Genomic DNA, 12,903 nt, shown 5'->3' on the forward strand with positions numbered 1-12,903 from the left:
CACGAGTGGTCTCGGTGCCCTCCGACGCGGGTCGGGGTGTTCGCGGCATCCGCTCATCCTCCCATCCGGAACGACACCGTATTCTGCCGCCATGTCCCGCCCGGAGTCGTCCCGCATGTCCACGACGGCGGCTCTCCCGGCGGTCTGGTCCCTCGTCCTCACGGTCGCGGTGTTCGGCCCGTTCCTCGTCTCCCCCGGCTACCTGCTCTTCCGCGATGCGGTGAGCACTCCCCGATCGTTCCTCACCGACTCCGCCCTCGGTCTGTCCGACGCCGCCGCCCGTGCGGTGCCGCAGGACGCCCTGCTGGCGTGGGTGAGCACCGTCGTCGACGGTGGTGTCGCGGTCACGGCGCTGCTCGCCGCGTCGTTGTGGGCGGCGGGATGGGGCGCGGCACGGCTGGTCGCGGTGGTGCTGCCGACGAGCGGAACCGGCGCCCGGCTCGTCGCGGCGACGGTCGCGATCTGGAATCCCTATGTCGCCGAGCGGCTGCTGCAGGGGCACTGGAGCCTGCTCGCCGGATACGCCGCGCTGCCGTGGACGATCTGCGCGGCCGTCGCGATCCGGCGACGCAGGCGCGGTGGGTGGGCGGCGCTCGCGGTGTGTCTGGCCGCTGCGGGACCGACCCCGACCGGCGCCCTGCTGGCGATCGTGACGGCCTGCGCCGTCCTCGTCGCCCCCGGTGGACGGACGCGGGTGTCGCCGCGCGTGGGCGGCGCGCTCGCGCTGGGTGTCACGGTGTCGTTGCCGTGGCTGGTCGCGACGGCGCTCGCCGGTGGCGGCACCGAAGCGGACCCGGCCGGAGTGCGCGCGTTCGCCGCCCGGGCCGAACCGCTGCTCGGCACGATCGGTTCGGTGGCGGGACTCGGCGGGATCTGGAACGCCGAAGCCGTCCCCACCTCGCGCACCACGGCATGGGCGCTGATGGGCACCCTGCTGCTGCTGGCGGTGGTGGCGTGCGGGGTGCCGGCGTTGTGGCGGCGACGCAGGAATCCGGTGATCGTCGCGGTCGTGGTGCCCGCTGTCCTCGCGGTGCTCGCCATCGCCCTCGCCGCGACCGGCCCGGGCCTCGCCGTCGGCGAATGGGCGATGGTGAACGTGCCCGGCGCGGGACTGCTGCGCGACACCCAGAAGTGGGTCGCGTGGGCGATGCCCGCCTACGCGCTCGCCGCGGCGGCCGGCACGACCGTCCTCGCGCGGCGCTTCGCGGCGCCCGAACCGGTCTGGGCGACGGCCGCGATCGCCGCCGTGCTGGTTGCGCTGCCGGACCTGGTCTGGGGTGTGAGCGGACAACTGCAACCCGTGCGCTATCCGTCGGGCTGGGAGAGGGTCTCGCAGATCGTCACGGCCGACGACGGCGACGTGGCGGTGCTGCCCGCGGGCATGTTCCGGGTCTTCGACTTCTCCGGGCCCGTACCGGTGCTCGATCCGTCCCCGCGCATGCTGCGCGCCGACGTCCTGCAGACCGGAACCCTGATCGTCGCCGAGGGCAGTGTCGCCGGGGAGGGTCGTCGCGCGGAGGACGTCGAAGCTCTGCTGTTGTCCGGCGCGGACCCGAGTGCGCTCGCCGCGCGCGGGGTGGGCTGGGTGCTCGTCGAGCACGGCACGCCGGGCGAACTCGGTGACGCGCAGAGCACACTCGACGCGCTCGAGACCGCTTATCAGGACGAGGATCTGAGCCTGTACCGGGTGGAAGGAGTCACTTCGACTCCGTCACCGAACCGCGCCCTGGCGATCGGGACGCACGTGGTGTGGCTACTGGTACTGGCCGGCGGCGCTGGCTGCGCGCTCGGGCAGCGGGTCGGCGAGCGTCGACGGCTCGTCGGCGCGCGGGAACAGTCCTGAGACGGTGTGCCCGAAGGTCGTGACGGACAGGACCTCGTGCACGCCCTCCCCCGTGGCCTCCCACGAGAACTCGCCGGCGCGGATGCGGGCCTTGTTGCCGAGCTGACGACGACGGTCGGCGTCAGCGAGCAGATCGGCGACGGCGGCGGTCAGTTCGGCGGGTGAGTCCACGAGCACACCGGTCACGCCGTCGATGATCGAGTCGGTCAGTCCCTTGGAGCTGCGGTAGCCGATGGTGGGCACACCGTGCTGGGCGGCCTCGACCACCGCGAGACCCCACCCCTCCTTGCGCGAGGGCATCACGTGAACCCAGGCGCGGGAGAGCAATTCGTGCTTGCGCTGCTCGTCGACGTGGCCGTGGTAGGTGACGGCGTCGCCGATGCCGAGTTCGGCGGCCGCATCGCGGAGGTTCTGCTCCCACCAGCCACCGCCGATGACGTCGAGATGCAGACCCGGGACGGTGCCGCGCAACGCCGCGACCGCGGCGAGGGCGTCCTCGATCTGCTTGTGCGGCACCAGCCTCGAGAGCACGCACACGCTCGGGTGGGCCGTGCGCGTGTCGTCGCCACCCACCGCGACACCGGCGGGGACGGCGTCGACACCGTTGCGGACCACGGCGATCCGCTCCCGGTCGACGCCGAGAGCGCGCAGCTCGTCGGCGGACGGAAGGGAGACGGTGAGGTACTGATTGCGGCGGTGCACACGCGGCGACAGCGACGACTCGATCCACCAGCCGAGCTTGGCCATCAGCCTGCCCGCGACCGGCCACTGCTCGCGGTGGCAGTGGTGCACGAGCACCGTGACAGGCGCGCCGGCGACGAGCCGGGCGAAGAACGGGATGCCGTTCTGGGTGTCGATGACGGCGTCGGGACGGATACCGGCGAGGGGGCCGACACCGAATCTGCCCGCGAGGATCGCGGCGAGCGCGCGGGGATAGACGGTGAGCCGTCCCCCGCCGCGGCTGACGGTGATGCCGTCGATCCGGTCGCGCTCGGGAGCTCCGGGATAGGAGGCGGTCCTCAGGACGACGCGGACGCCGCGCGCCGCGAGTTGTGCCCCGACCTGTTCGAGATACCGCTCGCTGCCACCACCCTGCGGATGCCCGCTATCGCGCCAGCAGAGCAGCAGAACCTCCCGCACGCGGTGACCCCCCTGTATGTCGACTCGACCACCCGGCCGGGCAGATGTGACTCGGACGATGACAGGGACACAGTAGCGGGTGCCGGTCGGCGACAGGTGAGGGACGAGTGCGAGGCCCGCACTAAGGTGACTGGACGTGCCATCGACGACCCGACCCCGCACCGACGTGACCCGGCTGTTCGCCCGCCGCGCCACACTGCGCCGCTCCGTGGGGTTGCTCGGCAGCTTCCGGTTCGAGCAGACGGCACCCGAGAAGTTCTACGGCGGTCTCGCGCGCGACACCGTCGACCTCATCGGCGATCTCTACACGGGTCTGACCGGCGCCGATCTGACGGGCACCACGGTCGTCGACGTCGGCGGCGGACCGGGCTACTTCGCCGACGCGTTCACCGAGGTGGGTTCGCGCTACGTGCCGATCGAGCCCGACCCGTCGGAGATGCACGCCGCCGGCCTGCAGGTGGGCGGCGCGATCCGCGGCTCGGGCCTGGCACTGCCTCTGCGCACCGGATCGGTGGACGTGTGCTTCTCGTCGAACGTCGCCGAACACGTCCCGACGCCGTGGGTGATGGCCGACGAGATGCTGCGCGTCACGCGGCCCGGCGGACTGATGGTGTTGTCGTACACCCTGTGGTGGGGGCCGTTCGGAGGGCACGAGACCGGCCCGTGGCACGCCTTCGGCGGCGAGTACGCGGCCCGGCGTTACGCCCGCAAACACGGCAGGGAGCCGAAGAACCGGTACGGGGTGTCGCTGTTCGACGTCGGCGCGACCGACGGTCTGCGCTGGGCACGTTCGACACCCGACGGTGAACTGCTCGCGGCCTTCCCCCGCTACCACCCGAACTGGGCGTGGTGGCTCGTGAACGTGCCCGGCGTCCGGGAGTTCCTCGTCAGCAACCTGGTCCTGGTCCTGCGGCGACGCTGACCCGTCGCTTAGTGTCGTCGCCATGACCGCATTGGCCCTGGACGTCGGCGGCACCAAGCTCGCCGCGGCCGTCGCCGCCGACGACGGCACCCCGCTCGAAGCCCGATCCGTGCCGGTCCCCCGGAAGGACGTGTGGGGCGCGTGCGCGGGACTGCTCCGGGAGGTCGCCGAGATCGGTGAGGGACCGGTGACCGCCGTGGGGATCGCCGCGGCAGGACCGGTCGACACGAACGCCGGGACGATCTGCCCGATCAACATCTCCGAGTGGAGTTCCGGCTTCGCACTCGTCGACGCCGTGCGTTCGGTGTTCCCCGACGCCCGCGTCGATCTGGTGATGGACGGCGCGGCCGCGACCCTCGCCGAACAGCGCTTCGGAGCCGGCCGCGATGTCGCCGACCTGCTCGGGGTCGTGCTCGGCACCGGTATCGGCGGCGGTCTCGTGCTCGGCGGCCGGATCGTGCGCGGCCGCACCGGGAACGCCGGTCACATCGGGCACGTCGTCTCGCCCTACGGCACGACGGTGTGCGCGTGCGGCGGCGTCGGCTGCATCGAGACCGTGGCGAGCGGCCCGTCGGCGGTGCGCTGGGCCCGCGCCCACGGCTGGGAAGGCCCCGACGGTGTCGCGCTCGCCGCGGACGCTGAGGCCGGGGTCGGCGTCGCCGCCGCGGCACTCGAGCGGGCGGGAACGGCACTGGGCCAGGTCATCGCGTCGGCAGCAGCCCTTGTGGATGTGGGACGCGTGGTCGTCGGCGGTGGCTTCGCGCAGTCGGGCGGGCACCTGTGGCGGCCGATGCTGGCGTCGGCGGCCCGGCACGCCCGCCTGCGGTTCGTGCAGGACCTGCAGATCGTCCCCGCCGAACTCGACGCCCTGGGCACCCTCACCGGCGCATCGATCGTCGCCGCAGGTCACGACTGGATAACCTGACCCGGCACACCGGGCTTTCCGGCCTACCCTGAGGACCACATCGGAGTCCCGGCGGAAACCGGTGGCGGGCCGCCGGGATGCTCTGCGAGCAGATCGGCGGTACCGGATGCGGATTGCTGACATTTTGCGGAACAAGGGTTCGGCGGTGCACACGGTCGGGCCCGACACCACGGTGTGCGAGCTCATCGGCGACTTCGCGCGGTTCAACATCGGCGCGATGGTGGTGTGCGAGGGCAAGACCGTCGCCGGGATCGTCACCGAACGCGACGTCGTACGCGCCCTCCACGAACGCGGACCGTCGATCCTCGCCGCCCCGGCACACGAACTGATGTCCCGGACGGTGACGACCTGCCTGCCCACCGACTCGGTCGACAGTCTCGCCGAGACGATGACCGAACAACGGATCCGGCACCTGCCGGTCGTGGTGGACGCTCAGCTGGTCGGGATCGTCAGTATCGGCGACGTGGTCAAGAGCCGCATCGACGAACTACAGACCGAACGCGACCAGCTCGCCTCGTACATCCACGATGGTGGATGACCTGTCGTTCCACGACGGCAGCTGAGAACTGATCAGTTCTCGCCGGTCGCGGCGTCGTCGGGAGCGGTGTCCCCGGGGGCACTCTCCTCGGTGGCGCTCGGGCGGTCGAGGATGCTCACGCTCATGCCGTAGGGCAGGAACCGCACCGAGCGTCGCGGGTCGGTGTTGCCCTTGAGCGTGCGCAGCGCGTCGAGTTCGGTGCGATGGACCTGGTCGACGCGGGCCACACCGTCGTCGTCGGTGGTGTAGACGACCCAGACGCCGTCGCCCTTCTCGCCGGTGGTCTCGGGCCGCGGCTGCGTGCGCGTCGGCGCCACCGGCGGCTCGAGGAACGAGAAGATGCGGTCCTTCAGTTCCCGCAGTTCCTCACCGGCTTCCCGCACCACGCGGTCGAGATCTTCGGGATCGAACCCGAACGGATTGTTCTCCGCCATGTCATGTCTCCTGACCGTTGGGCACCCTCCAGTGTGGTGACGGTCGCCGATTCGCGCCACCCGACTCCTCCCCCGCCCTACTGTGCAGCCGAGGGAGGAAGGAGACATCCATGGTGAACGACACGGATCTGCAACACCTGCGGCGGTGCGTCGAACTCGCGGAGGAGGCGGTCGCGGCCGGCGACGAGCCGTTCGGGTCGGTGCTCGTCGACGCGGACGGCACGGTCCTGGCCGAGGACCGCAACCGTATCGCCGGCGGCGACCGCACCCGGCACCCCGAGTTCGCGCTCGCGCGATGGGCGGCCGAACATCTCGAACCCGACCGGCGTGCCACCGCCACCGTCTACACCTCCGGTGAGCACTGCCCGATGTGCGCGGCCGCGCACGGCTGGGTCGGCCTGGGGCGGATCGTCTACGCGGCGTCCTCCGAACAACTCGTCCGGTGGCTGGGTGAGATGGGCGTGCCGGCGGCACCGGTCCGTCCGCTGCCGATCCGCGAGGTCGTGCCGGATGCCGTCGTCGACGGACCCGCGCCCGAACTCGAGCAGGAGATTCGGCTCCTGCACCGTCGCTGCCATCTCGGGGATTAGTCTTCCTGTCCCATCCGGTCTGGTCACCCCCTGGTCAATAGTTGTAACGTGTTCTAGTGTTCGAGGTCACACGAATACGGCCGATACACGAGCACAGCCAGGTGAGGAAGCGACATGACCGACTACGACAAGTTGTTCATCGGCGGCCGATGGGTGGCACCGTCGACCGACGAGAGACTCGAAGTGTTCTCCCCCGCCACGGAAGAGCGCGTCGGTTCCGTGCCCGTCGCGGGACCGCAGGACATCGACGCCGCAGTGTCCGCCGCCCGTACGGCCTTCGACGAAGGTCCGTGGTCGCGCACCACCCCGAGCGAGCGCGCCGAGATCCTCGGCAAGGCAGCAAAGCTCATCGAGGAGCGTCGCGCCGAGATCGGCGCCTCGCTCACCGCGGAGATGGGCCAGCCGCCGGCCTCGGTCGAGATGATGCAGCTGACGTCGGGCCTGGCCACAATCAACTACTATGCGGGGCTTGCCGATTCGTTCCCGTGGGTCGAGGAGCGCACCGGCCTGTTCGGTCGCAGCCGCGTCAGCCGCGAACCAGTCGGCGTCGTCGCCGCCGTCATCGCGTGGAACGTGCCGTTGTTCCTGATGATCAACAAACTCGGACCTGCCCTGCTCGCCGGATGCACGGTGGTCCTCAAGCCCGCTCCCGAATCGCCGCTGACGACGAACGTCCTCGCCGAGATCCTCACGGAGGCAGGACTTCCCGAGGGCGTCCTCTCACTCGTTCCCGGTGGCGCCGAGACCGGCGAGTACCTGGTCTCACACCCCGACGTCGACAAGATCACCTTCACCGGTTCGACGGCCGTGGGTCGTCACATCGGTGAGATCGCCGCGCGCGGACTCAAGCGCTGCTCGCTCGAACTCGGCGGCAAGTCGGCAGCGATCATCCTCGAGGACGCCGACCTCGATTCGACGATGCCGATGCTGGTGATGTCCGGCCTGATGAACACCGGTCAGGCCTGCGTCGGGCAGACCCGCGTCCTCGCGCCGCGGTCGCGCTACGACGAGGTGATCGAGAAGATGACCGCGACCGCGGCCTTCTTCCCCGTCGGACTGCCCGATACCGAAGGCGCACAACTCGGTCCGCTGATCTCCGCGAAGCAGCGCGATCGCGTCGAGTCCTACATCGCCAAGGGCAAGGAGGAAGGCGCGCGTCTCGTGCTCGGCGGCGGTCGCCCCGAGGGCATCGAGACGGGCTACTTCGTCGAACCGACGATCTTCGCCGACGTCGACAACTCCATGACCATCGCCCGTGAGGAGATCTTCGGACCCGTCATCTGCGTGATCCCCTACGACAGCGTGGACGAGGCCGTGAAGATCGCCAACGACTCCGACTACGGCCTCGCCGGGTCGGTGTACACCACCGATGTCGAGAAGGGTCTCGAGGTCGCGTCACGCGTGCGCACCGGCACGTACGGAATCAACTGGTACGCATTCGATCCGGGTTCGCCGTTCGGCGGCTACAAGAACTCCGGCATCGGCCGCGAGAACGGTCCCGAGGGCGTCGAGGCGTACTGCGAGACCAAGTCGGTGCTGTACCCGCTCGGTTACGAGGGCTGATCCCCCGAAAAAGGGGAGGATATGTGCGTTCTCGTCGGAGAACTCGCACATATCCTCCCCTTTTTTTCGTGTTTCGGGAGGACGCGACCTCAGATGTACATCGCGGGATCGATGTACGTCGTCGGATCCACGAGCGGTTCGTGCTTCTTGCGGGACCGGACGGTCGCGGGGATACCCGTTGCGATCGAATCCGCCGGCACGTCGTGGGTGACCACGGCGTTGGCGCCGATCGCGCTGTCGTCCCCGATCACCACCGGGCCGAGGACCTTCGCCCCCGCCCCGACGGTGACACGGTTGCCCAGCGTCGGATGACGCTTCTCCTTCGCCAGCGACCGGCCGCCGAGCGTGACGCCGTGGTAGAGCATCACGTCGTCGCCGATCTCGGCCGTCTCACCGATGACCACGCCCATGCCGTGGTCGATGAAGAAGCGCCGGCCGATGGTCGCGCCGGGGTGGATCTCGATGCCGGTGAGGAACCGGGTGAACTGCGCGAGGATCCGCGCAGGTCCCTTCAAGGCGGGCACCTGCCACATCCGGTGCGCGATGCGGTGCGACCAGATCGCGTGCAGCCCCGAATAGACGATGGCGTTCTCCGCGTCGCTGCGCGCGGCCGGATCGTGGCCGCGCGCCGACTGCAGATCCTCCCGGAGAGTGTGCAGGATACCCACGACGGCGATCAGTCCCGGATGTGCTCGAAGAGCGGGGTGGAGATGTAGCGCTCGCCGAAGTCGCAGACGACGGCGACGATCAGCTTGCCGGCGTTCTCGGGACGCTTCGCCAGCTCGAGGGCCGCCCAGACGATCGCACCCGACGAGATGCCGCCGAGAATGCCTTCCTGGGTGCCCAGATCGCGCGCGATACGAATCGAATCCTCGAACGACACGTCGACGATCTCGTCGTAGACCTCGCGGTCGAGCACGTCGGGCACGAAGTTGGCGCCGATGCCCTGGATCTTGTGCGGTCCGGGCTCGCCACCGTTGAGGATCGGCGAGTCGACCGGCTCGACACCGACGACCTTCACGTCCGGCTTGTACTCCTTGAGCCTGCGGCCCGCGCCCGTGATGGTGCCGCCCGTACCGATGCCGGCCACGAAGATGTCGACCTCACCGGCGGTGTCCTTCCAGATCTCCTCACCGGTGGTGTTGTAGTGGATCTCCGGGTTCGCGGGGTTGCCGAACTGGCGGGCGAGGATCGCGTTCTCGGTGTTCGCGACGATCTCCTCGGCCTTCGCCACGGCACCCTTCATGCCCTCGGAGCCGGGGGTGAGGACGATCTCGGCGCCGTAGGCGCGGAGCATCACGCGACGCTCGGTCGACATCGTCTCGGGCATCGTGAGGATGACCTTGTAGCCGCGCGCAGCGCCGACCATGGCGAGCGCGATACCGGTGTTGCCGGAGGTGCCCTCGACGATGGTGCCGCCGGGCTTCAGCTCACCGGACTTCTCGGCGGCGTCGACGATCGCGACACCGATGCGGTCCTTGACGCTGTTGGCCGGGTTGTAGAACTCGAGCTTCGCGGCGACGGTGGCGCCGGCTCCCTCGGTCAGACGGTTGAGCTTGACGATCGGGGTCCGTCCGACCAGCTCGGTGACGTTGTCGTAGATCCTGCTCATGCTCGATCCTCCTCATGGCCACACACGGCGGCTCGGGTCGCGGTCTCGATCTATTGCACCATTTCGCCGTCATCGGACGACTCGGCGGGCCCATCGATGTACGAACGTATCCGTACGCCGTCGTTATTCCCCGGCGAGTCGGCGTGTCGTCGCCCGGCCCGGCCTCGACGGGTTCGTGCCCCGCGAGATTTCGGACCGGCTCGACCGGGTTTGCCCGGCCACCGAGCACGGGTAGCCGACCATATGAGTCGTCACGATCTTCCCGCCCCCGATTACGACGAACTGGCGCCGGGCACGCTCGCGCCGAGGATCCGTGCACTCGACGAAGCACAGTGGACGATCACCCCCCGCTACGGCACGGTGTCGCCGAACAGACGCCGAAACGCGGAAGACCCTGACTAGACCGAACACCGAACACCGACCCGAGCATCCGAGCAAGGAGACGACCGTGGTCGACTTCAACAGAGTCGTGCAGAACGCGAGCCGAGTCGTGGAGAACGCGAACAGGGCGATCGACGACGCCGGTCGCTCGGTGGGCGGATTCGTCCGGCGCGCCGTCGACCGGCCCGTCGACGCTCGGAAACCGCAGACGGTGACCGTCGCGGCTCCGCGCGCACAGGTCATGCAGTTCTGGCGCGATCCCGAGAACCTGAGCAGAGTCTTCGGCGACCACGTCCGGGTGGAGACGGTCGAAGCGAACCGACTGCGCTGGACCTGGGAGAGCCCCGGCGGGACGACGACCTGGGACACCCGCGTCGACGTCACCTCGGAAGGACTCGCGTTCGTCGGCGAGGACGACGCGGACACCCCGGGTCCGCGCGTAGTGCTCGCGGTGTCCGACGCGCCCCGGGGCGGCACCGAGATGACCCTGCGCGCCGAGGTTCCCGTCCCCGATCTCGTCACCGGCGCCCTGACCTTCACTGCGCTCTACCGTGCGCGGGCTCTCATGCAGACCGGTGAGATCCCCACCCTGCAGGGCAGTCCGAGTGCCCGTGAATCGGAAGGAGACGCGTGATGCGAGCCCTGTGCTGGATGGGGGTGAACGAGTTGTCGGTGGAGACGGTCGACGATCCCGGCCTGGTCAACCCGCACGACGTGATCGTGGCGGTCCGCCTCACCACGACCTGCGGGTCCGATCTGCACTTCCTCGGCGGGTACCTGCCGGGGATGCGGGAGGGCGACGTGATCGGCCACGAGTTCATGGGCGAGATCGTCGACACCGGCCCGGAGGTGACGAACGTGCGGGTCGGCGACCGGGTGGTCGTGCCGTCGTTCATCGGATGCGGGAAGTGCCCGTACTGCGCCGACGGCCTGCACGCGGTGTGCGACACCACCAACCCGAACGCCGCGATGCAGCAACCCGTGCTGGGCTATCCCACCGGCGGAATCTACGGCTACACCCATCCCTTCGGCGGGTACCAGGGTTCGCACGCCGAGTACATCCGCGTGCCCTTCGGCGACGTCAACTGCTTCCAGATCCCCGACGGTGTCGGCAACGAACAGGCCCTGTTCCTGTCGGACGCGGTACCGACGGGCTACATGGGCGCCGACTTCTGCGACATCACCCCGGGCGACACCGTGGCGGTCTGGGGCGCCGGCGCCGTCGGTCTCATGGCCGCAGCAAGCGCGAAGATCATGGGCGCCGACAGGGTGATCGTGATCGACCGTTTCCGAGACCGCCTCGACCGCGCCGCGAAGAAGGTCGGCGCCGAAACCGTGGACTACGCCGAGGTCGACAGCGTCTACGAGACGCTCCGCGAGAGCACCGGCGGACGCGGACCGGACGCCTGCATCGACGCTGTGGGCATGGAGGGTCACGGAACCGGCGTCATGCAGGCCTACGACAAGGTCAAGCAGGCGCTGCGGATGGAGAGCGACCGCGCGACCTCCCTGCGCGAGGCGATCCTGTCCTGCGGCAAGGGCGGAGTCGTGTCGGTGCTCGGCATCTACGGTGTCACCGACAAGTTCCCGATGGCGGTGCTGACGAACAAGAGCTTGACCCTGCGGACGGCGCAGCAACACGGCCAGCGGTACATGCCCACCCTGTTCGAACACGTCCTCGAGAGCAGGTTGGACCCGAGTTGGCTCATGACGCACGACCTTCCGCTCACCGACGCGGTACGCGGCTACGAGATGTTCAAGAACAAGGAGGACGACTGCCTGCGCGCGGTCTTCCGCCCCTAGGTGTATGAGGCCATGACGTTGGTGACACCGGTCCGGAGTTTGCTCGCGGGCGGTCGGTTACCGACGGCAGTATGCGGGCGATGATAGTTGTAGTGCACATTCCACACTAGTAGCGCCTGGGCGCGTTGCCGTTCACTGGCCCAGACGCGGGCGTAGAGGAACTCCTCGGCCAGGATCCGGTTGTAGCGCTCCACCTTCCCGTTGTGACGAGGCGTGTACGGGGTGATCCGCTGGTGCCGGCCACCGTGCAGTACCTTCGCGAAGTCCTTCGCCCGGTAGCAGGACCCGTTGTCGGTGACGACCCGGTGGATGTGCACGATGCCGTGGGCGGCGAAGAACACCCGCGCCCGGTGCATGAACCCGATTGCCGTCACGGCTTTCTCGTCGGACAGCGCCTCGGTATAGGCAAGACGGGAGAATCCGTCGACCGCCGAATGCAGATACACGTAGCCGGCGCGGGCGCCGGCGGTTTTGGCGCGGTCGACCTTCTTCGCCTGCTCGCTGCCACGACCGTGGACCCGCCAGCCACCGCCGTCGGGGATACGGCCAACTTTCTTGATGTCGACGTGCACCATATGCCCGGGCCAGCGGGCGATGATCCGGCGTGGCTGGCGATTGTTCTCGCCGTTCGGATCGAGGAATTTCCGCCGGTTCAGGCCGAGGTGAGCGAGGTGCCGGCTGACGGTACGCACCGAGATGCTGATGCCGTCGGCGCCCAGTTCGTGGGCGATACGAGCGGCGGACCACTTGCGGCTCCGCCGCAGTGTCTCGATCCGCGTTACGGTCTCGGCCGGAGTCGCGGTGGGCTGATGGTGCGGAACGCTGGGACGATCGAGCAGACCGAGTTCGCCGTGTTCACGGTAGCGGGCCATCCATTTGCTGGCGCAGGCCCGGGAGATCCCCATCTCGGCGGCGACATGGGACAGCGGGCGGGTCTGGCAGCGCTCGACGAGACGGCGGCGACCTTCGACGGACAGCGGGGCGTTACGGTGGAGCACGGACGGGTTCTTTCGTTCGGCGGATGAGTTGGTGGTACTTCCCATCCTGCCGCCGGAAGACCCGTCCGCCTTCGTCAGCCCCTCGTTCCGGTGTCTACAACGTCATGACCCGCAACACCTAGGTCGTCACCGGTCGGATTTCTTCAATACGAGC

General features: G+C 69.2%; 13 protein-coding genes. 8 read left to right on the forward strand and 5 right to left on the reverse strand.

What is annotated here, in order from left to right:
- Positions 1–91 precede the first annotated feature (91 nt).
- Positions 92–1,843 carry a hypothetical protein gene (locus tag LPH33_RS21180; RefSeq protein ID WP_229565872.1) on the forward strand — a complete coding sequence of 584 codons (1,752 nt, stop codon included), beginning with the start codon at positions 92–94 and terminating at the stop codon, positions 1,841–1,843.
- On the opposite strand, the gene LPH33_RS21185 is transcribed toward LPH33_RS21180, so the two are convergent.
- Positions 1,754–2,983, reverse strand: a complete 1,230-nt coding sequence (locus LPH33_RS21185) for a glycosyltransferase family 4 protein (protein ID WP_229565874.1) — start codon at positions 2,981–2,983, stop codon at positions 1,754–1,756. The two genes, LPH33_RS21180 and LPH33_RS21185, sit on opposite strands and share 90 nt — an antisense overlap.
- A gap of 166 nt (positions 2,984–3,149) precedes the next feature.
- Here LPH33_RS21185 and LPH33_RS21190 point away from each other — a divergent pair, with 166 nt between their 5' ends.
- The 3 genes from LPH33_RS21190 to LPH33_RS21200 all read left to right on the forward strand — a co-directional run bounded on the left by LPH33_RS21190 (position 3,150) and on the right by LPH33_RS21200 (position 5,368).
- The gene (locus LPH33_RS21190; protein WP_160874215.1) at positions 3,150–3,905 is read left to right on the forward strand and encodes a class I SAM-dependent methyltransferase; all 756 of its coding nucleotides are present in this window, start codon (positions 3,150–3,152) and stop codon (positions 3,903–3,905) included.
- 22 nt (positions 3,906–3,927) lie between these two features.
- Entirely contained in the window at positions 3,928–4,830 is a 903-nt protein-coding gene (locus LPH33_RS21195; RefSeq protein ID WP_229565876.1) for an ROK family protein, read from the forward strand.
- Between the two features lie 106 nt (positions 4,831–4,936).
- The gene (locus LPH33_RS21200; protein ID WP_172415080.1) at positions 4,937–5,368 is read left to right on the forward strand and encodes a CBS domain-containing protein; all 432 of its coding nucleotides are present in this window, start codon (positions 4,937–4,939) and stop codon (positions 5,366–5,368) included.
- A 32-nt stretch (positions 5,369–5,400) separates the two neighbouring features.
- Here the strand turns inward: LPH33_RS21200 and LPH33_RS21205 are convergent, their stop codons facing one another.
- Positions 5,401–5,802 (reverse strand): hypothetical protein, encoded by a 402-nt coding sequence (locus LPH33_RS21205; protein ID WP_088899662.1) that lies wholly within the window; start codon positions 5,800–5,802, stop codon positions 5,401–5,403.
- A gap of 110 nt (positions 5,803–5,912) precedes the next feature.
- Here LPH33_RS21205 and LPH33_RS21210 point away from each other — a divergent pair, with 110 nt between their 5' ends.
- Both LPH33_RS21210 and LPH33_RS21215 read left to right on the forward strand, forming a co-directional pair.
- On the forward strand, positions 5,913–6,392 hold the full coding sequence (locus LPH33_RS21210) for a nucleoside deaminase (protein WP_160874109.1): 480 nt from the start codon (positions 5,913–5,915) through the stop codon (positions 6,390–6,392).
- A 114-nt stretch (positions 6,393–6,506) separates the two neighbouring features.
- Positions 6,507–7,955, forward strand: a complete 1,449-nt coding sequence (locus LPH33_RS21215; RefSeq protein ID WP_229565878.1) for an aldehyde dehydrogenase — start codon at positions 6,507–6,509, stop codon at positions 7,953–7,955.
- Positions 7,956–8,044: 89 nt separating this feature from the next.
- Here the strand turns inward: LPH33_RS21215 and epsC are convergent, their stop codons facing one another.
- Complete coding sequence (gene epsC, locus LPH33_RS21220) at positions 8,045–8,623, reverse strand: serine O-acetyltransferase EpsC (RefSeq protein WP_006552687.1); 579 nt, start codon at positions 8,621–8,623, stop codon at positions 8,045–8,047.
- An 8-nt stretch (positions 8,624–8,631) separates the two neighbouring features.
- Positions 8,632–9,567: a cysteine synthase A gene (gene cysK, locus LPH33_RS21225; protein WP_033096318.1), complete on the reverse strand. Its 936-nt coding sequence runs from the start codon at positions 9,565–9,567 to the stop codon at positions 8,632–8,634.
- A 448-nt stretch (positions 9,568–10,015) separates the two neighbouring features.
- On the opposite strand from cysK, the gene LPH33_RS21230 reads away from it, so the two are divergent.
- Both LPH33_RS21230 and LPH33_RS21235 read left to right on the forward strand, forming a co-directional pair.
- Entirely contained in the window at positions 10,016–10,582 is a 567-nt protein-coding gene (locus LPH33_RS21230) for an SRPBCC family protein (protein WP_019290874.1), read from the forward strand.
- Complete coding sequence (locus LPH33_RS21235; RefSeq protein ID WP_229568427.1) at positions 10,582–11,751, forward strand: zinc-dependent alcohol dehydrogenase; 1,170 nt, start codon at positions 10,582–10,584, stop codon at positions 11,749–11,751. Before LPH33_RS21230 ends, LPH33_RS21235 begins: the two co-directional genes overlap by 1 nt.
- On the opposite strand, the gene LPH33_RS21240 is transcribed toward LPH33_RS21235, so the two are convergent.
- Positions 11,748–12,749, reverse strand: a complete 1,002-nt coding sequence (locus LPH33_RS21240) for an IS481 family transposase (RefSeq protein WP_229565881.1) — start codon at positions 12,747–12,749, stop codon at positions 11,748–11,750. The two genes, LPH33_RS21235 and LPH33_RS21240, sit on opposite strands and share 4 nt — an antisense overlap.
- Positions 12,750–12,903: the final 154 nt, after the last annotated feature.

Origin of the sequence: Rhodococcus sp. RDE2 (genome assembly GCF_020885655.1) — a bacterium.
Lineage (GTDB): Bacteria > Actinomycetota > Actinomycetes > Mycobacteriales > Mycobacteriaceae > Rhodococcus > Rhodococcus pyridinivorans.

Bases quoted from the DNA above. Each gene is read 5' to 3' on its own strand.
- LPH33_RS21180 (WP_229565872.1), top strand. From the start codon at position 92: ATGTCCCGCCCGGAGTCGTCCCGCATGTCCACGACGGCGGCTCTCCCG.
- LPH33_RS21200 (WP_172415080.1), top strand. From the start codon at position 4,937: ATGCGGATTGCTGACATTTTGCGGAACAAGGGTTCGGCGGTGCACACG.
- LPH33_RS21195 (WP_229565876.1), top strand. From the start codon at position 3,928: ATGACCGCATTGGCCCTGGACGTCGGCGGCACCAAGCTCGCCGCGGCC.
- LPH33_RS21210 (WP_160874109.1), top strand. From the start codon at position 5,913: ATGGTGAACGACACGGATCTGCAACACCTGCGGCGGTGCGTCGAACTC.
- LPH33_RS21235 (WP_229568427.1), top strand. From the start codon at position 10,582: ATGCGAGCCCTGTGCTGGATGGGGGTGAACGAGTTGTCGGTGGAGACG.
- LPH33_RS21205 (WP_088899662.1), bottom strand. From the start codon at position 5,802: ATGGCGGAGAACAATCCGTTCGGGTTCGATCCCGAAGATCTCGACCGC.
- cysK (WP_033096318.1), bottom strand. From the start codon at position 9,567: ATGAGCAGGATCTACGACAACGTCACCGAGCTGGTCGGACGGACCCCG.
- LPH33_RS21215 (WP_229565878.1), top strand. From the start codon at position 6,507: ATGACCGACTACGACAAGTTGTTCATCGGCGGCCGATGGGTGGCACCG.